The sequence below is a fragment of the Dictyobacter vulcani genome, assembly GCF_008974265.1.
GTDB classification, from domain to species: domain Bacteria; phylum Chloroflexota; class Ktedonobacteria; order Ktedonobacterales; family Ktedonobacteraceae; genus Dictyobacter; species Dictyobacter vulcani.
In genome coordinates this window covers 36,586-58,213 of the sequence record NZ_BKZW01000005.1, presented here as the reverse complement: position 1 = coordinate 58,213, position 21,628 = coordinate 36,586, and the positions used below count along the sequence as shown (strand labels likewise).

The window sequence follows — 21,628 nt, the reverse complement described above, 5'->3', positions numbered from 1 at the left end:
ACTCCTGTTTTTTGTTACATCAGTATCTTAGACACGATAACGATTACGTGTCAGGAAGAAGAACTGGATAGCACCCAGGATCGCAAAGAGTACCAGCATGACAAAGGCATCTTTAGCGCTCGAGGCACCACCTGGAATGGTATTTGGGATATTAGGTGGCGTCTCTTCAGCCGCGAAGTTTGCCATCGAGAAGAAGGCAAATGAGGCCAGATAGACGAACAGGCAGGTGCCCATCACCAACCATTGTCCCAGACAACCCAGGTTATTCTCACCGACAACGGCGAACTCACGGCGAGCCGTGATAGTCCAGACGGTGGCGACGATCAAAATGCCCGCGCACAACATCATAGCCGTTGGCAAGGCAGTAGCGCTGGTGTGCATGACCAGAGCGGTCAAGGCAATCACAGCGGTAATCACGACGCTACCAACCACAACCAGGTTGCGGTTAGACTTCCAGGCCCAGATGGCTGCCAGCATGGCACCAAAGAAGCTTGAAGTGATGATAGCATCCACGATATAACCAGCATCCTGCGAGAAGGTACAACTACCAGGAACAGCAGTTGCCCGCAGGCAGTTGGTCAGATAGGGTCCCAGCACAGGCAAGGGATGAATGAGTGCCAGCAAAGGATAAGCGATGATCCAGAGCAGGACGAACGCGGCACCGGTCTGGGCCAGTCCCAGAGCACCAACCGCATACAGACCAGGCATGACACGTTTGCGTACCGGGCGCATCAGATAATGCAGGCGCAGAGCAAAAGCACCCAGAGCCAGGAAGACGGCCACGCCCAGCACGATATTCTGGAACAGAGCACTGGCAACGTCATAGTTGTAGCAATACAGGAACACAATCAGCAGCAGACTGGAGAGGATGATCATCCAGCGTACAGCAGGGGTTGTGCCCAGGTCACGACGATCTGGATTGCGCAGTTCGCGCATAGCCAGAACACTATAGAAAACGGTGGCCACACCCACAAAAAGAATGATCAGTCCAATGGCCACCAGATCGATTGCATCGGGTTGGAACCAGAGGAACCGGCCACCCAGAAGAGGCAGGATGTTTGTCTCGGCCTGAGGGAAATCCCTGTAGCCGGTCATCCCAACCGCAACGGTCACAGCCAGACCAACAATAGTCACAATAGCACCGACGCCAGCGAGCAGCGCAGGAGGCACAACTGGTTTGGGATCAAACAGCAGTTCGATCACCATGATCACAGCAAAACAGGCCAGACAGATCAAGCCGAGGCTCAAAACGCCACGCTCAAACTCCACCAGACTGGATGCGGTCATCGCGTTATAGACATAGCCGGGAATCTGCCCGATGAGCATCGCGGCGAGCAGGAAAAAGCCAATGGCAAAAACCATTGCACGCGCCCACGACATTCGCTCTGGCAACTCACGTTGTTGCGTTACTTGTTGCATGAATCGCAATTCCTTTCGACATGCTGTTCATATCCATTGCGACAGCATGAGCAGCGATCAGAATCAGGAATAACATCGCGCCCCATGAGAGGCGCGATGAAAACACTTATTTTTCGATGACCAATTGGGCCACCATATCCGGGTGGATTGAACAGTAGTACAGCAAACGATGCGTGTCAGAATTGGCATTATAGGCCGCATCGGTCACTGTATACGTGAATGTATCATTGGTGGCTAACTGCTTTTTGGAGTCAAAGATATCACTGGCCGGTTTAGGGCTGGCAATATCCTGGCCCGCGGCAGCAACCACGGTGTGAGCAAGTCTCGATTTGTTCACCCAGGTGATTTTGGTACCGACTTTCACTTTAATGTTAATCGGCGTAAAACACCCTTGCTGGCTCTGACAGGTAACTCCATTGCTGCCGTTATCAGCGATATCAATGGTAATTTCCTTCTGACTGGTCATGTCTTTGGCTTCGCCAAACTGACCTTGCTTCCCAAAGGTTACCGCGGCGTTATACAGAGTCGTATTGTTGGCCTGCAGGTAGGCGGGCAGTTCATCAAAGCCACTCTTCTCATGATTTTTTGGATCACTGGAACGAATAAGAGCCATCAAATAATCAACATCATTGCTTAAAAGTCCACCGCCATACTCTTCTGCACGCGGTACCGCATTAGGATTGACTGGTTGATGTACGGCCTTAGGATTAAAGACACCACCGGCGATAATGCGCCGCAGCTCATTATCGGTCACCTTCTGGAAATAATCCATGGTGAAACCGTTATAGGTCACATCTTTGACTTTATCATTGTCAATCGCAAAACACTGGTCCGTACACACCTGGGCATACGTATGCATGCCACGTTCGATGGCCAGATTCTGCTGATCCATCGTCGCCGCTACCTGGTTTCCGCCCTCAACAATCCAGAAAACAGGGATCATCAGGGCACCAGACCCAGCATAATCAGCGAGCCAAAGCCCGTTTTCTCAACGGCATTTGTCTTTGAGTAGAATATATACAGCAAGCCACCGACGACTACCAGCAGGACGACGATACCCACGATAGCTTGTACTAAATTTCCCATAACACACACCTTTTGATATGCATCCTATCGGTCCCTCGCCCATGGAGGGCGTTAACCTCAAGGTGTTATCACCGATCTTCTTCTGTTCACAAAAGCGCGCTGCCTCCTCGGATCCATCCAGACCAATAGAACGGAGGCGACCTGTAGAGACAGCGTTGCTGATGAGATGTTGGTTTTACGAATGCATATCTGACACAAGTCAGACGTTCATGCACAGCGCTAGGCTGAACACTCCACCCTCGGTGCAGCAATCAACCGCGTGGTAGCATCCGGGTGTGCAACGGTCCCGTTAATCGTACCGGTATTCACGACAACATCATCCCCTGGAGCGTCATCTGGAAGCGGTCCAGGCTACGAGGAGCCGGGCCATCCAGGAACTCGCCGGTGACGTTGTAGTGAGAACCATGACAGGGGCATTTAAAGCTCACACAATTGTCACGGAACGGCACGGTACAACCCAGGTGCACGCATTTCTGGTACAGCGCGATCCAATAGGAACCATCCTTAGGATCCTTCAGCACATTTTCCGATGTCAGCTGATCTTTCAGTGCCTGTCCATTCAACAGGAACTCCGTTGAAGGATCGAGGTGAATAATATAAGCACGAGCCGTCGGACGATGGTAGACGCCCTGAATCTCTAGCTTGAAATCAGCTGGCTTTGAAGGCTTAAACTCACTGGCTTTTCCCACGGTAATCGCCGAGCCAAAACCACCCGACAGATTCGGGAACATGTAAAAGAGTGCGCCCGCAACAGAAGCTGTAGCCGAAACACCCCAGACTGCCAACATTGACCGGCGAAGGAAGCGTCGGCGTGAGATACGCTGCTTAGCAAGCTCGGCAGCTTCTGCACCACCACCGTGCAGTACTTCATACTGCTGCGGTGAAATGGGAGGTGTATCAATACTCATAATCTAATAATCCTCTTTCCTCAGCCTATAGATCAAAGTAGACATGCTGCCATGGCCAGACCCAGAGCCAACCAGGTCCGCGGAAGAAGCTACCGGCCAGGGTAATCACTGCCCAGAAAACAACAAACATCGTAAATGTTACAATGGCAACTTTACGATCCGCATAAGCACGGCTAGGATTACGATCCACATAGGGAAGTATGGCAAGGGCTGCCAGCGTAAAACCTGGAACCAACACACCGGCGCTCGTCGGTGGAAGTAGTGCAGGAGTTCCTGCAAGCCCAGGAAGTACCATGGCGCTTTCGCTGGATTCGGCGTCGAGTTCGGTGTTGCCGGTTCCTGCAAAGGAGCATCAATTACCAATGATAACAACGTGACCATCACTGTCAGTGCGGTTGCCGCGAAGAACTCACGCACGAGCAGGTGGGGCCACACGAAGACAGAGTCTTCAAGTGGCTTCTCTACACGTGTGATAGCTTCCTGCTTCACAACTGCCAGAGTACGGTACCGTCGCTGAGTTGCCCCTGCCTGAGTCTGTACCTTTGGTTCTTTCTGTTCAATCGACATAGAGGTATCCTCTCATGGCACCGCAGAACATTCTACGGTACGCCTCGTTATCCGCGTGTCGCAGACACGGCCTGCTCACGCTCAGCACGGGCTTCCAATTCGCGACGTGAGGGAGGAGGAGGACCTGCCTCGCCACCATCTTTACGGATGCGCCAGAAGTGAACGGCCATTAGAATAGCACCGGCCAATGGCAACAGGATCACGTGACCAACATAGAAGCGGATCAACGTAGCCTGACCAACTGCGCCGCCACCAACCAGCACTTTGTACACAGGGTTGCCGAGCAACGGAGTGTATGGAGCCAGGTTGGTACCCACGGTAATAGCCCAGATCGCAATCTGGTCCCATGGCAGCAGGTAACCGGTAAAACTCAGGAACAGCGTTACAAAGAACAACAGTACACCAACCACCCAGTTGAACTCTCGGGTGGCTTATATGCCCCATGATAGAACACACGAATCATGTGTAGCGTTACCGAAACAACCATCAAGTGGGCCGACCATCGATGCATATTGCGGACAAGATGACCAAATGAGACAGCGCTACTTAACTGATTGATATTTTGATAAGCGACATTGGTGTCCGGAACATAATAGAACATAAGAAAGACACCGGTAATGGTCAATAGCAAGAATAGGAAAAACGAAATGCCGCCCATGCACCAGGTGTAAGTAATCTTCATCGCCTGGCGGCTAACCTTAACGGGATGAAGGTGCAAAAATACGTTACTCATCATTACCAGAGACTGGTTCAATGGAGTATCTGGATAACCATGGCGGAAGATGGAACGCCAGACTTGGCTCTCGACGATCTTCTGCGTGGCTACGTCGAGTAAGCTTTTATTAGTAGAGCTCACTGTGCCTCCTCAAAAGAATCAGGCCTACAAAAGGGAGAAGGCCTGCTCAGGTTGGAAAGATATTATCGCCAAAGTTCTTGTTATAATGTGACGCTGATTATAGCATACGCGCCTCAACACTGGTACCCCCTCGCCAACTTTTTTAGTCAGCATCCTGATCTGGCCTAGCTTTTTTGCGTGCGCCCGGCCATCCAGAATATGGAAGAAGTTAGAACTTTTGCCCTCTTACCTATAGATTATAATGGATTGTCTAGACTAAGTGGAAGAGAAACGGATTATTGTCCCAGATGTCTCACACCCTCCGTTAGACATGTAAACCTAAGATACTCTTGCCTGCAAGCCCAGGCATCAGGTGAGTACCTGATTTTTCTCTAGAATATACCTGATTTTTTATCACCAGAAAAGGCCAGAAAAATACTGGAAGCAAGGGTCCTGTTTTATTCCTACCAGGAGCGTAGCAGAAAAGCAACATCCTGGTTTGACGTACGGCGCAATAACCGATACAATTACAACATACTCAATGACCATCTTCAAAAATTCGCAAGTAAAAGAGATTTTAGCGATGCCCGATTCTGAACTCATGACCACAGCGACACGAAAAGGCAATAAACTGCTAGGGGCACTCAATGAACTACCCGTTTTCTACCGTGTACTGCTGGCCAATAGCGCAATTATCTTTGTCGGTGCCACCGGAGGAACCTGGCTGGCCACCCGACTCAATACGTTTTCCTATGTCCCGCTGATCATTTTTGTAGCGGTGGGATGGTTAGTGAGTATTGCCTTGAATTTTGTGCTGTTGCAGTTTGCGTTTCGACCATTGCTGGATCTAGGCAAGGTGATGAATCGCGTGCAGGCAGGCGACCGGACCATGCGCGCCCCGCTGACAGGGACCGATCCGCAGGCCGATCAACTGGCACGCACGTTTAATATGATGTTAGAAGCCATTGATGAGGCCAATCGCCTGCGCGCGGCACAGATCATTAACGCGCAGGAAGAGGAGCGCAAACGCGTCGCCCGCGAGTTACATGATGAGACCTCACAGGTCCTGACATCGTTATTGATCAGTCTGGCCATCCTTGAAGAGTCAATTACATCGCCCGAGGCCCGCGAGCGTATCGCCGAGACGCGTCAACTGGCGCACCAGACGCTGCGCGCGATCCGTAGCCTCAGTATTGACCTGCGCCCAAGCGCCCTGGATGATCTGGGTCTGATGCCCGCCCTGCGCTGGTATATTAAAGAATATCAACAAAAATTCGCCATTGAAGTAGATTTCCACACCACCGGACTCAAGGACCGCCTGACCTCGGAAATCGAAACGGTGCTCTACCGCATTGTCCAGGAGGCCCTGACGAATGTGGCCCGCCATTCACATGCGCAGAAGGTGAGCGTCATCTTAAGAGAAGAGGACGACGCCATTGACGCCACAATCGCGGATAACGGGGATGGCTTTGATGTGGAAAAGCTCAAGAAAAAACCTGGTCTCGGACAGGAACGTGGCTGGGGATTAGTGGGCATGTATGAACGGGCACAATTGCTGGATGGCACCCTCGATATCGATTCCCAGCCCGGCAAAGGAACGGTCATCCACGCCAATATACCAATCCAACTGGCAACCCAGGACCAGGCGATTGCCGTCAGTTAAAGCACACCATTCAGCTTATAGTAAGCGTTCAAGAGCGTCAGGAAACATGGAAGATATGAAGATACGAATATTGCTGGCAGATGACCATACCATCCTGCGGGCTGGTCTGAAGATGATGTTAAATGCCCAGCCGGATATGGATATCGTTGGCGAAGCCCAGGATGGTCGGCAAGCGATCCAGGAGGCACAACGAATTCAGCCGGACGTTATTTTGATGGATATCACCATGCCAGATATCAATGGCATTGAAGCCACCAAACAGATCAAGCGCCTGCTCCCGGATGTCAGGATCCTGGTCCTCACCATGCATGAGAACGACGAATATGTCTTCCAGGCCTGCGTGCTGGTGCCTCAGGCTATATGCTCAAAGAGGCCGCCGATACCGAACTGATCACCGCCATCCACGTCATCAAAAGCGGACAATTCTATCTCTCACCTACCGCTCAATCGGTCGTCGTTGGAGATTACCTGCAACGTGTGCGCACCGGCGAAGAGCGCGATAGCTATAGCAGTCTGACCGAGCGCGAGCGCGAGATCCTGAAACTGGTCGCCGAAGGCCATACCAATAACCAGATCGCCGAGCGCCTCATCATCAGTCCCAAGACAGTTGATACCCACCGCACCCATATCATGGACAAACTCAATCTCCATAGCCGCGCCGAACTGGTCAAATATGCCATGCGCCGTGGCCTCCTCGAAGATTAGTTTGGGTATGTGTATAACCTGCACCCGACCAGCGGATCGTTAAGGGCAATCGCCCTTAACCTGAAGCCTGGAGCGACACACACCCATACATAAAAGAGGCCACCCACAATTTTCCAATCGAAGGCAACCTCTTCTGCTCTTTTTGTGACCAGTTCTGACTATATGGACTGATCATCATCATCATCGAAATCAAGCGAGTCGTTATTTTCTTCAGCAAAATACTCATCGCTGTAAAAACCAACATCCTTACCGACATAGACACTCACGAGAAAATCATCGCGTGGCATATCCGCCGACAGAACCAGATCCTCATCAATCTGCTCAATCAGCTTGGTCAGGTCCGCCTCTTCCAACTCACGCTCCAGGATCAGCGTCCCATGGACCGCAGTGGTCGTAAAGTGGATATCCACCGTGCCCAGGCGATTATTACTTTGCAGGTTGCTGCCCTGCATAATGTAATATCCCTCGGAATGTGGAGTACGGAAGTGACGCTCAAAATGTATATCATCCATGTGTTTCAGTCTATGTGCGCAGCAGCCAGGCTAACTACGCGCTCCTTTCTCCAGCTTTTTTAGCCAAATTTGTATCTTACAACCATATGCACGGAGCAATACACCACCATGCATACAGAGAAAACTGCGACAAGAAGTAAGCTAGCGCTATTCTCGTAGAGCTAAATGTCATTATATCATATGCGCCCGCTCAATAACCCACCAAAGCCAGATAACGAGCACAGACAAAAGAGCCTGTTATACGCGAATGTATAGCAGGCTCTTTTGTCTATGTTGACGCACAGGTTAGCGCAGGTGCAGAGAGGCACGCGCGGGTGCGAATACCAGCCGCTCTTCATCCTGGAAAACGTTTTTAGGCGCGATCTGCTTCCAGGTATAGAGATGGTTGTTATAGGTGGTCGTATAGATGGTGCCCGTGTAGCTGGCACCGGCAAGCTGAAAATCTCCGCTGATCTGCTGCCAGTTCTGGCCAGCAAAGGTAATTGGAGCGCCAGCTTTCGCACCAGTGATACCCATGGTGGTCGCCTGCTGCTGCAGATATTTCGCAGGATCACCTGTGGCCGCCTGGACCAGAACAATTTGCGCGGTATTGCTACTATCAGCCAGGGTAGCTGTGGTCGAGGTATTTTTCGCATTCCAACCGGCTGGATAAGTGACGGTAGACCCGATCGCGGTATTGCTTGTCGTCTGGACAGGATTGGTATCCGCCGATAGCGCAAATGGCTGTGCCAGCGCCATCCAGCTGCCGATGGCAATGAGGAGAATCACGACCAGGGCCGCTGCAGCAATCATAAGCAGACGTTTATTACTTCGCGGTGCACGTACAGGGCTATCGCAGAAGCAGACTGTACCCCTGGCTCATCACGCTTCTGTACTGGCGCGCTGACAGGAGGAGCGGCTGGCTCTTTTTTGGCTTCAGGATAACCAGGTCGTGAAGATTTTTCGGCTGCGACCGCCTCTTTAACGCCCTGAACCTGCCATTGGGCCGTCGGCAACTCATCTATCTTCGGCAGTTGACTGACCTGATCACGTTTCTGCTCATGCTGTTTGAGCTGTTCTTGCGCTGTAACCGAGCTTATCGGGGTGGTGGGCAAATCCGGAAAGGATTGAGCAGGGTAGCACTAACAGCAGAAAGGTGATCAGCCAGAGGACCAGTGGGAAGATCTTCAACATCTTCTCCCTGCGTCTCCTGGACTACAGGTACAGAACTGGAGCTATCACTAGCAACTGGGACTTCTGCTTTTGTTTCTTCATCCCAGACCTTCACATGTAGATCGCGGCTGGAGGTGGAGTGGAAGGGAGGATAGGAAAATCAGTCTGAACAGCGTTCTGACGCGCGCCAGGCTTATTGTCTGCCGTCGCCGTGTGTGTCATTGGTTCAGGCCAGGCAATATTCGTTGGCAAGGCTTCACCGTTCTTACGTGTCGTTCTAGCCCCACCTAAGCGGCGCGAACCATTCGACACACCAGGATTACTGATCGGTCCAGAGGTTGGCTTACCAGGAATTGGACTGTCAGCTTTACGTCCTGCGGCTGGCTCAGAAGATTTTTCAGCCGCTGCTTCCCCTTCATCCTGAGACGTATTTACTTCCGTTTCTCGCTGCTCCTGCGTAGAAACAGGGAATGCATCGGGGAGGTCATATTTCTCAAGGCCCAGCCAGGGAGTTACATTTGAACCATCATGGCCTTCAAAGCCCAACCAGGGAGTCACATTGGTTGTATCAGATTTTTTAGCGTCACCAGGCTGTTGGGCGACCTGCTCTGGTAGATGGTGAGCAGGCGTCTCATTCTCTGCCGCCATGCTTGCCCGAGGACTTATTGGATGGTCGGGGACTAACGTTCCACAGTTAGTACAAAACCGCGCGTCCTCTCGCGGTAATTCTTTCCCACACTGACTGCATACTATCGCCACGGAGCATCTCCTATTATCTAGCTCTTATCATCTCTTACGTTAGCTGAAAAGCAACCAACAGTCAAGTAACCAGATCATAGATAGCACATATATACAAGAACATATATGTATACAATACATTCAAAATAAAAAAAGCTTTAAAAAGAGTCTATAAAAAAGACGTAGCGCATACTCTTCTTTTATTAGTAATCGGAATCAAGAAGAAATAAGTCGCTACGTCTTTTTTATAGACTCTTTGGGTGATAGCTTCAGTCCCAAAGGTCCTGCACACATGGGTTATTTCAGGGTCAACAGAGCCTCGCGCTCAGCTTTGGTGGCGTACGTCTGTTGATTTTTGACAACCTCAACCAGTTTCTTACGTCCCTTCGGACTGCCAATCATCAACACACCAACCAGTTTATTTTCCAGGAAGAAGAGGCGGCGATAATTCTCATTGCCCTTCTCACCTGGCTCACGCAGCGCGATCGTCTCCATTTCAGGATTATTCGATTCCGCGCTACCAACCACAGCGATATTGACATCAAACAGTGGACTGGTATACGTTGGCACATCTACATAGGCCTGATGACCGCCAGCCATATTCACGGCCGCAACCTGACCATGTGATTTGGCATTATCCCAGGTTCCCATCGTATGATGGCGCTTCACGGTCGCATCATAGAAGTTAGCCACGTCACCGGCGGCATAGACGCCCGGCACATTGGTCTCCAGATATTCATTGACGACCACACCACCATTAACCTCGATGGGAGAGCCCTCAAGGATCTGGGTGTTGAGGGTAATACCCAGGCCCACACCGACCATGTCGGCTTGAATCTCACGGCCTTTTTTGGTTTTAACATAGCTGGGAACACCATTGGCCGGAATCACCGACTCGATTTCATCGCCATGGATCACCTCAACCCCAAATTTTTTGGCGATATTATCCACTACCTCACCACCATCGGTATCCAGAGAGTTACGCAGCCAGTAAGGTCCACGCATCAGCCAGGTCGTATTCAGCTTGCGCACAGCGAAACCATCGCACAACTCATAGGCAATAAAGCTACCACCATAGGCCAGAGCCGACCTGGATTCCTGCATGCGCTCAACAATGGTGCGTGTGTCATCCAGGGTCACAAAATTGTAAATATGTTTGGTATCCTGTGCGCCTGGAACCTTGAGAGGATTAGCCCAGCCACCACTGGCCACCAACAGCGCATCATAGGGAAATTCCCGACCATCCTCGGTCCGTACGACGCGCTCTTCCGTATTAACACCGGTCACCACAGTCTCCGTTATCAACTCGATATTGCGCTGCTCATGCCAGGCAAAATCGCGGATCATGACTTTCTGCTCCACGATCACGCCCTGCAAGAAGCGGGGCAATGAGACACGGTTATATAACGGATAGCGCTCATTCGTCAACAGATGAATGCTACAATTCGGATCATTCTTCCGCAACGTCTCCGCCGCTGTCGTACCAGCGACGCCGTTGCCTATAATTACATATCTTTTCTCGTGAGTTGCCAAAAAAGTCTCTCCTTATACAGAATATCATCCGCAAATATGACGTGAGTTCGTCTTCATATTCCTGGTTTAGCAGAATCTTAGCACAGTTAGCCCTGAAATACTATGGTCGAGTACGCTATATCATTGAGCGAAGTATAGGAAACCCTGCTGACACAGCCTGGCCAATTGAACACAGTGCCGTTGGCTAAATGCCTATAAATCAGCATGCAGGACGATGGGGTCCAGAGCCTACACATATTATTATCAACCCGAGCGCGGGAAAACTCCTGCTTTGAAGCAGGGGATGAAAGCGCCGTTCCACATTGGTAAGTATCGATTGACTTTTCAATACAGCTGAGAGATACTTACGACGATCACCATGGAGAAGTACGCATATGCTCGTGTTTGAATATAAAATCGATGGGAACCAGCAGCAATACGCAGCGATTGATGAGGCGATCCGTACCACCCAATTCATTCGGAATAAATGCCTACGCCTCTGGATGGATGAGCGAGGCATCAGCCAGAATGACTTGCGGAAGTATTGTGCCGTCTTAGCTCAAGACTTCTCCTTTGCCTCCAGCCTCAACTCCCAGGCTCGTCAATCGGCCGCTGATCGCGCATGGCACGCCATTGCCCGCTTCTATGACAACTGCAAGCAACACACCGGGGAAAAAGGGCTATCCGAAGTTTGTCCACACGAATCGGAGCGTCGAGTATAAAACCTCTGGTTGGAAGATTGACGCCGATGGCCGTCACATCCTCTTTACCGATGGCTGTGGTATTGGTCGAGTACGCCTGGTGGGGACCCGTGCAATTGAAACATTTCCGTTGAAGCAGATCAAACGCGTCCGGCTCATCAAACGAGCGGACGGATTCTACGTCCAGTTTTGTGTCCGGGCTGAGCGCGTGGTTGAACACATCCCCACTGGGGACATCGTTGGCATTGATGTTGGGTTGAACGCCTACACGACCGACTCTGATGGCAAGACAGTTGATAATCCTCGGTACCTGCGCAAAGCCGAAAAACGACTCAAACACCTGCATCGTCGCCTCTCTCGTACCAAAAAGCAAAGCCGCAATCGTATGAAAGCACGCAAGCGGTTCGCCAAAGCGCATCTCAAAGTTCAAAGGCAACGTGAAGATTTCGCCAGAAAACAGGCGAACGCGTTGGTCACGTCTCACGACCTGATTGCGTTTGAACATCTCAAGATCACCAATATGGTCAAGAACAGGCATCTGGCGAAATCGATCAATGATGCGGCCTGGGGAGGGTTCCTGGCCTGGATAGGTTACTATGGAGCCATGCATGCGATCCCCATCATCAAAGTAGCCCCACATTTCACGAGCCAGAAGTGTTCGCGGTGTGGAACCATGGTGAAGAAGAGCCTGAGCGTCCGGACTCATATCTGTTCCTGTGGACTGATCATGGATCGCGATGAAAATGCGGCGCGAAATATCTTACAAAAAGCCTTAGAGAACGGTACTGCCGGGCAGGCAGGAACCACCACTCCGTAGTGGGTTGGGAACGCTTCTGGACACTGGACCTCTACTCGTTGGTAGTGATAGCATCGAGCAAGCCTGGTGAGTGAAAGAAGAATCCCCCTCGATTTATCTGGGGGAGTGTCAAAATGGCAGGTAACTCAGGATGAGCCAGATGTTGAGGGCGGTCACGATCAGAGCAATCACGGTCTGGATAATGGTGACAGTGCGAGTATTAGCGAATTCACCGAGCAAGTCACGGCGGCTAGAGAGGATAATAACAGCCACAATGGTGAAAGGGAGTTGCAAACTCAGCACCACCTGACTGATAATCAACACCTGCACCGTTGAAAAGTTCAGGGTGGTCACAATCAGGGCAGGAATCAGGGTCACAATGCGCCAGACCCATACGGCAACGGGCTTCTGTAAGAAACCTTGCAGCACCACCTGTCCGGCGAGCGTACCGGTCATGGATGAGGAGAGGCCGGAGGCCAGCAGGCCAATGCCAAAGGCGATGGCAGCAAACGTCCCCAGCGCAGGTATCAGAGACACATAGGCGGTCTGCAGATCCAGGCTATCAGGATTGACGTGATGATAGAAGACGGCCCCGGCGACAACCAGCATCGCGGCATTGACAAAGAAGGCCACATTCAGGGCCGCAACGGTATCAATTTTAGCCAGTCGCAAGACCTTGCGCCGCTCAGATAACGGTGCATCTGGACCACTCAAACGCTGATGTGAGAGGTAGGAATGCAGAAACACGTTGTGCGGCATGACAGTCGCGCCCAGGATGCCAACCGCGACCAGCAGGCCACCCGCCGACACCTGGGGAACCACCACATGGAAAGCGATGGCGTCCCACGCAGGATGCAGCAGGGCCGTTTCATACACATAAGCCAGTCCGATGATCGAGACAAAGCCGATAATGATAAATTCAACTTTGCGAAAGCCCCAGCGGCTCAGGCCCAGTAACACCATCACGATCAGTCCAGTGAGAATCGCGGAGAAAAATAAGGGCAGGCCAAAGAGGATATGAAAACCCAGCGCGCCACCCAGAATCTCGGCCAGATCAGTAGCCATGATGGCAATAATCGAGGTAAACGCAAAGAAGATGGCCACAGGACGCGGAAAATGCTCATGAATCAACTGCGCAAGATCCTTGCCGGTCGCGATGCCAAGTTTAGATGAAGCGATTTGCAGGAAAATCGCCACCAGATTACTGATAAGGATAACCCAGAGGAGTTGATAGCCAAAGCCAGCACCCGCCGCCAGATTCGTGCCCCAGTTGCCCGGATCCATATACCCCACACTGATCAGAAAACCTGGACCCAACGCCTTCAAGATGTCACGCATGCCCAGTTTCCAACGATTATCGCCCGTCCAGACACGCTTCATCAATCCGAGCACACCGAGATGAAAAGGCTGTCCATACTCAACTTTTTTACGCGACTTTGACAATAATGCCATACCTACCTGCCTACCTCATCTATACAATCGCCACAATCGATATACACCAATACAAAAGAACCCGTATTTTTCTCTATTACTCTCTGGCTCAATTCAATAGTTGCATGTTTTTGAAAATCTATTGTTCAGCGGGCTCAGGAGCGGTCACAATAATCTCTGCGGCCAGTGTCAGCCCGAGCATATGCTCAACCTGCGTAGGAGGCTGTCCCACAAGAATGTGCAAAGGTCCATCAAAAGGAGCACGCGAGAGCAATTGGAGTGAGGCTTCTGGATATAAGCCCAGTTGTCCCAGATAACACAGCTTCTCAGGATTCTGATCGCTGACGCGCAACACCTGAGCCGTCTGTCCCACCGGCAATTCAGCAAGCTTGATCCCCCGTCGCACCACCATCACCCCATCCTTACTGGGAATAGGATCACCATGTGGATCAACCGTTGGATAACCCAGCAGTGCATCCAGTTTCTCCTCAAATTCCTCCGAGATCACATGCTCCAGTTTGTCAGCCTCGGCATGCACCTTATCCCAGCTATAGCCTAGCTCACGAGCCAGATAGAGCTCAAGCAAACGATGATGGCGGATAACCTCCATCGCCTTCTGCTCACCCTCAGGAGTTAAGCGGACACCGCGATAAGGCACATGCTCAACCCAACCAGCCACAGCGAAATCCTTGAACAGCATCGTGGCGGTAGCATCACTGACCCCCAACCGTTCACTGACCACAGAAGTCGAAACCTTCTGACCCTGTTCCTGTAACGTATAAATCAGCTTGAGGCAATCACTAATGCGTGGCGCGAGTTCCTGAATCGGCTTTTGCACTTTCATTTCCCCCTAAAAATAATGTTTTAGCTTCCTAAAACCTATAGTATCATACGTATGAAAACCCCGTCAAGGCAAACCAGCAACCCAAAAGAGCAGGTTCCCCAACGTTATTGGGGAACCTGCTCTTTTGGGTTGTAAACCATACATGGGTGTCTGGTTACGTGCGTTTTTGGTCGGCGAGCCAGCGGCGTCCATTATTCCAATAAGATTCAATCTGTTCCAACGTTTTGCCTTTGGTCTCAGGAACTAAGCGCCAGCAGAAGATCAGGGCAATCACGCCAATAACGGCATAGAGCCAGAAGGTGGTTGAGGTGCCGATCGCGTGAATCAATGAAAGGAAGGTGACACTGACCACGAAATTGGCCACCCAGTTGGAAAAGGAGCAGACGCTGGCACCGGCCGCACGGACGTTGGTGGGAAAAATCTCAGCACTCATCAGCCAGAAGACCGGCCCCATGCTGATCGCAAAGGCGATGATGTAGAGGATCAAGGCCAGCAAGGTCAGGACACCCGCCTGGGAAGGACCAATCGCAAAGATCGCGCCCAGCAGGACCAGTCCCAGGATCATCCCGATCGTGCCGATAATCAACAAGACGCGGCGACCGGTACGATCCACCAGAACCAGAGCCACGATGGTGGCCAGTACATTCACGACCCCGACGACACTGGTCGCCAGAATGGCACTACTGGCCGAAGCAAAGCCAGCCGCCTGGAAGATAGTCGGCGCATAATAAATGACTGTATTGATACCAACGAACTGCTGAAACACCGCCAGGCCAACGCCGACCAGTAAAGCCATGCGCACACCCGGCGTAAACAGATCAAGTAACCTGCCCTGACGGCGATCAAGGCTCAATGATGAACGGATCTCAGCCATCTCGGTCGCGGGATCCGCCCCCTGAATGCGTTCAAGGACATCCTGTGCCTTATCCCAGCGTCCTTTACCAGCATACCAGCGCGGAGTCTCAGGACTGATCAACATCCCAAAGAAAAGCATGAGTCCAGGAATAGCGGCCGTTGCGAACATCGGCGGCCAGCCCATACCAGCATGGGCAAACGCCAGATCAACCCAGTATGAAACCGCGATCCCAATCGTAACCGCCAATTGGTTGAAGGTTACTAGCTTGCCACGCATCTGCGATGGCGCCATCTCCGAAATATAGACCGGTACGACGCTGGCGGCGGCACCAATGCCTAAACCTACGATCGCGCGAAATACTATGAACAGCTCATAATTTGGTGAAAAAGCCGTCAGAATAGCTCCCAGCGTAAAAATAACCGCCAGGAGCAGCAGGGTGCGTTTGCGCCCAAGCGCATCATTGATTTTTCCAGCTACAATCGCACCAATGATCGCACCAATCAGGACAGAACTCACGGCAAGTTCTTGCTGTTGAGGGTTAAGAGAAAACGTCTTCACCAGAAAAAGCTGAGCACCCGAGATAACACCTGTATCATAGCCAAAGAGTAATCCACCTAAAGCCGCGACAGAAGTAATAAAGTAAATAGATAATTTTTTACGCTCATGAGGATCGTGCACGTTCTCCATAGAATACCTCCCCCGTCATGGGAAAGAAACCAGCCCATCCAATGGCCTTTTTTGTTCTGCTGCCTCGCGCATGTGTCGCTCACCAGGGTTTATTTTATGGTGCCAGAACATGTGTGTCTGCGCACATGTTCTGGCACCATAAAATAAAAGAAGTATCGGCGCCGCAGGCGTCCGAGTGTGGTGGGCAACACTCTCCCCCGGTAAGAGTGGCGCTCTCCCCATCTCAGGAAGAATGTTATGCATAGTATAATGAGGTCAGCGGCAGCCCGCCATCCATCCAAGGGTGGAACCATCTGGTGGATTTCTTCAAACAGAAGCGGATGATGTTGAGGTATGCTATACATGTAAAGCAGTGTTCACAATAGCACTTCAATGGCATACATGCTATTAAAAAGCCATCGTGAACGCCGCTCACACGATTGAATGGCCTGCTATTCATAATATAGGACAAATCGTATATAATTTCATTTGATATAAAGAGTATAGTTTCTTGGTGCAAAGGATGCGTATGGTGAAGGATGAATTATTAGGCAAGCAATTAGCTAGTTACATACTTGCGGAATCACTGGGGCATGGTGCTTTTGGTAGTGTCTATCTGGGTAAACATTTTTTGCTGACCCAGAAACCTCCGGTAGCCATTAAAGTATTGAATACTGTTTTAAATTCACAAGAAGAATTTGATCGTTTTTTTCAGGAAGCCGTCATTCTCGATAATCTGGCCCACCCCAATATTCTGCCGGTCATAGATGCGAACCTGTATGAAGGTTATCCTTTCTTCGTGGCTGAATATGCACCAGGTGGCTCTCTACGAGATCGCCTGGATCAACTTGATGGCGCACCGATGCAGGTTGAAGAGGCAGTTACGATCTTAACGCAAGTAGGGGCAGGACTACAACATGCCCATGACATGGATGTCGTCCACCGCGATCTCAAGCCCGCCAACATCTTATTTAACGCCAAAGATGATGCCGTACTGGCCGACTTTGGCATTGCTCTGGAGATCCAGAAGACACGGCGCGTCGATGAGATCGGCACACCTGCCTATATGTCACCGGAACAATTTAAAGGGAAGCTCAGCAAGAAAAGTGATCAATACGCCCTGGGCTGTATCGCCTACGAGATCCTGACCGGGCAGCAACTATTTATCTCCGATGATCCTTACATCATTGGTTACAAACATATTTTTGAAGCCCCCATCGATCCACGTGATCTGAATGCTGATCTTTCACCAGCTATGGCTGCCGCCCTCTTGAAAGCCTTATCCAAAGAGCGCGACGACCGCTTTGAAAGCGTCGCGGAATTCATTCAGGTCCTGCAGAGCGCACTGAGCAGCCCCAGAACTGGACAAAAGCGCACTGCAACCAGACAGGCAAAAAAAACCAACCAGGCAAAAAAAATATCGCATACAACGCAGGCGGAAGCACAGCAGAGTATTATTGACACGAATCCCCCGACGCGTGAGCGCAAACCGGCTGGACCAGATAATCCGGTTACGCTCCCCAAATTCTTACAGAAACATAAACAGAATCCAAACGCGACCCGGCAACCAACCAGGCAGATGGACCAACTGACGCCGATCTGGAACACGACCAGTGGACTGCAGGATGTCTATTATTCCGAGGCAACCGTTGCCAATGGTATCATTTATGCTGGTACGTTCACCACCAACAATGATCTTACCGGGGTGGCACGCCACTTACGCGCCCTCGATATCTCGACCGGCGAACATCTCTGGTCCTATAAAGCCAACGGCGGCATTTATGCAGCCCCGGTTGTCAGTGATGGCTTGCTCTATGTCTGTTCTGGTACACGTCAGGGCGGTGGCAAGATAGCCGCCCTGGACGCGGATACGGGCGAAGCCTTCTGGGTGAATGAGACGGATGAGCCTTTAAGGGCAACCCCAACCATCTTCAACGACATTATCTATGTGCATTCAGAGCATGCCGTCTATGCACTCAACGTAGCCACTGGCCAGCAATACTGGGATGTCACGTTGAAGGCACCCCTGCAAGGCCGACCGATGATCGTCAATAACGTGGTATATATCTCCACAGAGCGGGGACACTGCTACGCCGTTGATGCTGAGCGCGGCCAGAAAATAGCTACCTATGCTGATGTTGGTCAGGTCTATGCCACCGTTCCCTTCGATGAACACGTGGTCTGTATCTGTGTCTACAACGATCAGCTCTACGCACTGGATATGCATAGTGGCGCAACCTACTGGTCATTGCCACTCGAAAACCAGATTACCAATGAGGTCGAGATCGAAGATGGCATCGCCTATATCAGCACCGAAGGAACCTTTGCGACCAGCACAGCACGTACCCAGTTGCTGGCCATCAATCTGGCCACCGGACAGAAGCTATGGGCCGCCTACCTCAGAAACGAGATCAGCGCGACCCCACTGGTCGTTGATGGCATCGTCTATCTGACAACCAGCAGCCAGGAAGTCTACATGCTGGACACCCAGCATGGCAAACTCATCCATTCGATGAAAATGCATGGTGGCAGAGTGAGCCGCCCCTATGTCTCCAACGGCTGGCTCTTAATCAACACCAACGAAATCTACGCCTTCCAGCTCAGCTAACACGACAATGGCGCTCAAGAATTCTTTTCAGAATTCTTGAGCGCAGGAGAAACCAAAGTACCGGCAGCGCTGGTCGCCAATACTTTTCGGTTAGCGAGACGTTGAGAGATGGTTCGACGTGACCAGCAAGCAAGGTGTACGTCGAGAGGGCGCCACACGCGGAGGCCGCACTGCTGCGTTTGCGCAGGCCAGCGTGCAAGAACGACTCGCAGTGCTGTGGCGCCTACAGGGATCGTGTGGATCCTCCCCGTACCTTCTCGGAGAGGATCACGAAACAGGATCCGTCTCGGTGTAGGCGCCACAGGCATGCGATGCTCGTTGAGCCCCTCGCTCCACCATCACGCCGCATGCCGACCTCCGCGTGTGGCGCCCTCTCCACGTACTATTTTTTATGGCCACAAAAGCGCTTCAACAAAAAATATTGGCGACCAGCGCTGCCGGTACGACTGTTTTTTGCCCGCTTTGTCTCAACACCAGATGTCATCGACCTTTGCGCTTTCATTGAACCATGCCTTACGAAACTTATATGTCCAGATTCCTTCTCGTGTAGAGCACATAGCTACATCCAATAGTAAACACAACATAGGCACCGATAATCAGAAGAACGATTGGCCAGTTCAGGCTGGCATCAAAACTGTGTCCCGCCAGAAAGGTACCAGAAATCCCACTACCCTGTGGAAAAAGCATCAGAATAACATATTGATTCAGGGTAGTTGTGATATTGCCGGGTAAAATAGCCGCCAGATAGATAGCAGGCCTCCCCAATTGCATGGACATTCCTAGCAGTATCGTCGTCACAATACTTTCTAGCAGCAGATATCCCCAGGCACCTGCAATACCAACGACAGTAGAGCGGCTAACGGTGGTCAGAAAAAAGGCCAGGCAGGCAAAAAGCAATAAGCGCACAGCTACTGTCACAAAACTTAAACCAATGTTGCGCCAGAGGACGGGCGATAAGTAGGAGTAGTCATGAATATAGAGACTGGTGAGGCTTCCCAATACCGCCACCAGTAGAAAAATGCTGGTCATGAGGGCCAGAATATAGAGTGTAAGGGCCACGACTTGCGAAAACAGCACCTGGCTGCGGCTGGCACCCCGTGTGAGCATCTGCCGAAAGGTGCCCAGACTATATTCACTGCCAACCAGGATACAGGTCATAGTAGCAATCAGGATGCTCCCAAATAAAAAGAGCGCAAAGTTGGTGAACCACATCAATAAAGGCAATATCGCAATATGATTGCCGGTCCGTACCACAGGATTCAATAACTGAGCCAGTATAATAATCAGCACAGGCATCCCCACTACGCCAAGTAAACAACCAGGAATCACCTTGCCTGTTTTGCGCTTCTGGATGAGCAGCAAATGCCAGCGTACCAGCAACCAGAAATGCGCCCATGATCCGGCGTCAGCATTTACCGTAGCTTGTTGCTGAATAGCGAATGATTTCATACGCCGGCACCCTCCTTTTTCTGATCAGGCTGCATATGCTGCGGCTGAGCCGTCAAGCGCAAAAAGAAATCTTCCAATGTTAATTTCTGGCGGCGAATTTCAGCGGCATAGATCCCCTGCTCACCTAGCAGACGATTCAAACGACTGGCATACTCGCTCGGGCAATCAATCGACAATGCATATTCACCAATTGGACCTTTGTCGTTAGGATCCGCATGAAGAACCTGACAACCCTGAAGCCAGGATTGTTGGGTAATGAACACCCGCATGGCACTGAAAGCTTTTTCCAGCACCGATGCATCATCAAACATCACCGTCATACCGCGATGTTTCTGTAATAAATTCTGTACTTCATCTTGAACTAAGAGCTTTCCCTGCTCTAGAATAGCCACACGCGAACACATCTGTTCCACTTCATAGAGCAGATGGCTGGATACAACAATGGTAATGCCCTGCCGGGCAATATGCTGAATGATTTGCCGAATATGAAAAACGCCAGCGGGATCCAGGCCATTGGTTGGCTCATCCAGAATAACCAGATCGGGGCGTTGCAGTAACGCAGCGGCAATACCCAGGCGCTGCTTCATACCTAATGAGTAGGTCTGAACCCGATCTTTCCTGCGATCCGCTAAACCAACCAGTTCCAATGACTCATCAATGCGCGAACGCGTCACCTGTGTATCTGACATACCTGCAAACGACGCAATGCCAAGTAAATTATCCTGTCCCGAAAGGAATGGATAAAACGTAGGTTGCTCGATAAGCGAACCAACTCGACCCAGGATAGAGGTTGAGAAATGCCTTTGCTGTAAAGATTGTCCAAACAACAGCACTTCTCCCACGTTTGGTCTGACCAGATTGACAATCATACGAATAGTTGTTGTTTTGCCCGAGCCATTAGGACCTAACAGACCAAAGACATCGCCGCGATAGACCTGTAAATCGAGCTCATTGACCGCAATCCTTTGACCAAATTTACGTGTCAGGTGACGTAGCTCTAGCACCGTCTCGCGAGCAGTTTGACTGCCGTTTGCGCTTATTTCTTTATCCATATGTCGCCTTCTCAATCACTATGTACAGCCAGCCATGCTATACATATAAATCACAATTACAGTTTCGCCTTTGACACATGTGTATCATTTTATTCCTTCTATTCATATGCTCAACATACTATACAGTG

General features: G+C 51.0%; 21 protein-coding genes and 3 pseudogenes. 5 read left to right on the top strand and 19 right to left on the bottom strand.

Features of this window, described 5'->3' with window-relative positions:
• Positions 1-27: 27 nt before the first annotated feature.
• The 7 genes and pseudogenes from KDW_RS30040 to extP all read right to left on the bottom strand — a co-directional run bounded on the left by KDW_RS30040 (position 28) and on the right by extP (position 4,836).
• Positions 28-1,419: a hypothetical protein gene (locus tag KDW_RS30040; protein WP_151759580.1), complete on the bottom strand. Its 1,392-nt coding sequence runs from the start codon at positions 1,417-1,419 to the stop codon at positions 28-30.
• Positions 1,420-1,525: 106 nt separating this feature from the next.
• On the bottom strand, positions 1,526-2,362 hold the full coding sequence (locus KDW_RS30035; protein ID WP_151759579.1) for a cupredoxin domain-containing protein: 837 nt from the start codon (positions 2,360-2,362) through the stop codon (positions 1,526-1,528).
• Positions 2,362-2,505, bottom strand: coding sequence for a hypothetical protein (locus tag KDW_RS32095; protein WP_162005753.1), 144 nt, complete (start codon positions 2,503-2,505; stop codon positions 2,362-2,364). Before KDW_RS32095 ends, KDW_RS30035 begins: the two co-directional genes overlap by 1 nt.
• Positions 2,506-2,810: 305 nt before the next feature.
• Positions 2,811-3,413: a Rieske (2Fe-2S) protein gene (locus KDW_RS30030; RefSeq protein ID WP_151759578.1), complete on the bottom strand. Its 603-nt coding sequence runs from the start codon at positions 3,411-3,413 to the stop codon at positions 2,811-2,813.
• Between the two features lie 25 nt (positions 3,414-3,438).
• Positions 3,439-3,603, bottom strand: a complete 165-nt coding sequence (locus KDW_RS36325) for a hypothetical protein (RefSeq protein ID WP_371876294.1) — start codon at positions 3,601-3,603, stop codon at positions 3,439-3,441.
• A complete protein-coding gene (locus tag KDW_RS34635; protein ID WP_233098033.1) occupies positions 3,552-3,980 on the bottom strand; it encodes a hypothetical protein in 429 nt (142 codons plus the stop codon). The genes KDW_RS36325 and KDW_RS34635 overlap by 52 nt, the downstream gene beginning before the upstream one ends.
• A gap of 47 nt (positions 3,981-4,027) precedes the next feature.
• Positions 4,028-4,836 (bottom strand): annotated as a pseudogene (gene extP, locus KDW_RS30020) (selenite/tellurite reduction operon b-type cytochrome ExtP).
• 562 nt (positions 4,837-5,398) lie between these two features.
• Here extP and KDW_RS30015 point away from each other — a divergent pair.
• From KDW_RS30015 to KDW_RS33420, 3 genes are read left to right on the top strand one after another with little or no spacing between them, the layout of a single operon-like run.
• Entirely contained in the window at positions 5,399-6,478 is a 1,080-nt protein-coding gene (locus KDW_RS30015) for a sensor histidine kinase (RefSeq protein WP_162005752.1), read from the top strand.
• Between the two features lie 55 nt (positions 6,479-6,533).
• On the top strand, positions 6,534-6,869 hold the full coding sequence (locus KDW_RS33425) for a response regulator (RefSeq protein ID WP_198925717.1): 336 nt from the start codon (positions 6,534-6,536) through the stop codon (positions 6,867-6,869).
• Positions 6,839-7,183 (top strand): response regulator transcription factor, encoded by a 345-nt coding sequence (locus tag KDW_RS33420; RefSeq protein WP_198925716.1) that lies wholly within the window; start codon positions 6,839-6,841, stop codon positions 7,181-7,183. The genes KDW_RS33425 and KDW_RS33420 overlap by 31 nt, the downstream gene beginning before the upstream one ends.
• 158 nt (positions 7,184-7,341) lie before the next feature.
• Here KDW_RS33420 and KDW_RS30005 read toward each other — a convergent pair whose 3' ends face one another.
• The 6 genes and pseudogenes from KDW_RS30005 to KDW_RS29985 all read right to left on the bottom strand — a co-directional run bounded on the left by KDW_RS30005 (position 7,342) and on the right by KDW_RS29985 (position 11,118).
• Positions 7,342-7,695 carry a hypothetical protein gene (locus KDW_RS30005; protein ID WP_151759575.1) on the bottom strand — a complete coding sequence of 118 codons (354 nt, stop codon included), beginning with the start codon at positions 7,693-7,695 and terminating at the stop codon, positions 7,342-7,344.
• Positions 7,696-7,980: 285 nt separating this feature from the next.
• Entirely contained in the window at positions 7,981-8,487 is a 507-nt protein-coding gene (locus KDW_RS30000; RefSeq protein ID WP_151759574.1) for a hypothetical protein, read from the bottom strand.
• Positions 8,484-8,789 (bottom strand): hypothetical protein, encoded by a 306-nt coding sequence (locus tag KDW_RS29995; protein ID WP_151759573.1) that lies wholly within the window; start codon positions 8,787-8,789, stop codon positions 8,484-8,486. The genes KDW_RS30000 and KDW_RS29995 overlap by 4 nt, the downstream gene beginning before the upstream one ends.
• A gap of 169 nt (positions 8,790-8,958) precedes the next feature.
• Positions 8,959-9,495, bottom strand: a complete 537-nt coding sequence (locus KDW_RS29990) for a hypothetical protein (RefSeq protein ID WP_233098032.1) — start codon at positions 9,493-9,495, stop codon at positions 8,959-8,961.
• Between the two features lie 39 nt (positions 9,496-9,534).
• Positions 9,535-9,606 (bottom strand): annotated as a pseudogene (locus tag KDW_RS36320) (zinc ribbon domain-containing protein); the annotation flags it as partial.
• Between the two features lie 276 nt (positions 9,607-9,882).
• Positions 9,883-11,118 (bottom strand): NAD(P)/FAD-dependent oxidoreductase, encoded by a 1,236-nt coding sequence (locus KDW_RS29985; protein ID WP_151759571.1) that lies wholly within the window; start codon positions 11,116-11,118, stop codon positions 9,883-9,885.
• A 374-nt stretch (positions 11,119-11,492) separates the two neighbouring features.
• Between KDW_RS29985 and KDW_RS29980 the strand changes: the two are divergent.
• Positions 11,493-12,615 (top strand): annotated as a pseudogene (locus KDW_RS29980) (RNA-guided endonuclease InsQ/TnpB family protein).
• A 108-nt stretch (positions 12,616-12,723) separates the two neighbouring features.
• Here KDW_RS29980 and KDW_RS29975 read toward each other — a convergent pair.
• The 3 genes from KDW_RS29975 to KDW_RS29965 form a co-directional block, all read right to left on the bottom strand.
• The gene (locus KDW_RS29975) at positions 12,724-14,046 is read right to left on the bottom strand and encodes an Nramp family divalent metal transporter (RefSeq protein WP_151759570.1); all 1,323 of its coding nucleotides are present in this window, start codon (positions 14,044-14,046) and stop codon (positions 12,724-12,726) included.
• Between the two features lie 118 nt (positions 14,047-14,164).
• Positions 14,165-14,863, bottom strand: a complete 699-nt coding sequence (locus KDW_RS29970; protein WP_151759569.1) for a metal-dependent transcriptional regulator — start codon at positions 14,861-14,863, stop codon at positions 14,165-14,167.
• A 160-nt stretch (positions 14,864-15,023) separates the two neighbouring features.
• Positions 15,024-16,412 (bottom strand): sugar porter family MFS transporter, encoded by a 1,389-nt coding sequence (locus KDW_RS29965; RefSeq protein WP_151759568.1) that lies wholly within the window; start codon positions 16,410-16,412, stop codon positions 15,024-15,026.
• Between the two features lie 508 nt (positions 16,413-16,920).
• On the opposite strand from KDW_RS29965, the gene KDW_RS29960 reads away from it, so the two are divergent.
• Positions 16,921-18,999, top strand: a complete 2,079-nt coding sequence (locus KDW_RS29960) for a serine/threonine-protein kinase (protein WP_162005750.1) — start codon at positions 16,921-16,923, stop codon at positions 18,997-18,999.
• A 14-nt stretch (positions 19,000-19,013) separates the two neighbouring features.
• On the opposite strand, the gene KDW_RS29955 is transcribed toward KDW_RS29960, so the two are convergent.
• The 3 genes from KDW_RS29955 to KDW_RS29945 all read right to left on the bottom strand — a co-directional run bounded on the left by KDW_RS29955 (position 19,014) and on the right by KDW_RS29945 (position 21,500).
• On the bottom strand, positions 19,014-19,307 hold the full coding sequence (locus KDW_RS29955) for a hypothetical protein (protein ID WP_151759566.1): 294 nt from the start codon (positions 19,305-19,307) through the stop codon (positions 19,014-19,016).
• 214 nt (positions 19,308-19,521) lie between these two features.
• Complete coding sequence (locus tag KDW_RS29950) at positions 19,522-20,448, bottom strand: ABC transporter permease subunit (protein ID WP_151759565.1); 927 nt, start codon at positions 20,446-20,448, stop codon at positions 19,522-19,524.
• The gene (locus KDW_RS29945) at positions 20,445-21,500 is read right to left on the bottom strand and encodes an ABC transporter ATP-binding protein (RefSeq protein ID WP_151759564.1); all 1,056 of its coding nucleotides are present in this window, start codon (positions 21,498-21,500) and stop codon (positions 20,445-20,447) included. Before KDW_RS29945 ends, KDW_RS29950 begins: the two co-directional genes overlap by 4 nt.
• Between the last annotated feature and the right edge of the window lie 128 nt (positions 21,501-21,628).

Coding starts and splice junctions, on each gene's coding strand:
- KDW_RS30040 (WP_151759580.1), bottom strand. CDS start 1,419: ATGCAACAAGTAACGCAACAACGTGAGTTGCCAGAGCGAATGTCGTGG.
- KDW_RS30035 (WP_151759579.1), bottom strand. CDS start 2,362: ATGATCCCTGTTTTCTGGATTGTTGAGGGCGGAAACCAGGTAGCGGCG.
- KDW_RS32095 (WP_162005753.1), bottom strand. CDS start 2,505: ATGGGAAATTTAGTACAAGCTATCGTGGGTATCGTCGTCCTGCTGGTA.
- KDW_RS30030 (WP_151759578.1), bottom strand. CDS start 3,413: ATGAGTATTGATACACCTCCCATTTCACCGCAGCAGTATGAAGTACTG.
- KDW_RS34635 (WP_233098033.1), bottom strand. CDS start 3,980: ATGTCGATTGAACAGAAAGAACCAAAGGTACAGACTCAGGCAGGGGCA.
- KDW_RS30015 (WP_162005752.1), top strand. CDS start 5,399: ATGCCCGATTCTGAACTCATGACCACAGCGACACGAAAAGGCAATAAA.
- KDW_RS33425 (WP_198925717.1), top strand. CDS start 6,534: ATGAAGATACGAATATTGCTGGCAGATGACCATACCATCCTGCGGGCT.
- KDW_RS33420 (WP_198925716.1), top strand. CDS start 6,839: ATGCTCAAAGAGGCCGCCGATACCGAACTGATCACCGCCATCCACGTC.
- KDW_RS30005 (WP_151759575.1), bottom strand. CDS start 7,695: ATGGATGATATACATTTTGAGCGTCACTTCCGTACTCCACATTCCGAG.
- KDW_RS30000 (WP_151759574.1), bottom strand. CDS start 8,487: ATGATTGCTGCAGCGGCCCTGGTCGTGATTCTCCTCATTGCCATCGGC.
- KDW_RS29990 (WP_233098032.1), bottom strand. CDS start 9,495: ATGGCGGCAGAGAATGAGACGCCTGCTCACCATCTACCAGAGCAGGTC.
- KDW_RS29975 (WP_151759570.1), bottom strand. CDS start 14,046: ATGGCATTATTGTCAAAGTCGCGTAAAAAAGTTGAGTATGGACAGCCT.
- KDW_RS29965 (WP_151759568.1), bottom strand. CDS start 16,412: ATGGAGAACGTGCACGATCCTCATGAGCGTAAAAAATTATCTATTTAC.
- KDW_RS29960 (WP_162005750.1), top strand. CDS start 16,921: ATGGTGAAGGATGAATTATTAGGCAAGCAATTAGCTAGTTACATACTT.
- KDW_RS29955 (WP_151759566.1), bottom strand. CDS start 19,307: ATGCCTGTGGCGCCTACACCGAGACGGATCCTGTTTCGTGATCCTCTC.
- KDW_RS29950 (WP_151759565.1), bottom strand. CDS start 20,448: ATGAAATCATTCGCTATTCAGCAACAAGCTACGGTAAATGCTGACGCC.
- KDW_RS29945 (WP_151759564.1), bottom strand. CDS start 21,500: ATGGATAAAGAAATAAGCGCAAACGGCAGTCAAACTGCTCGCGAGACG.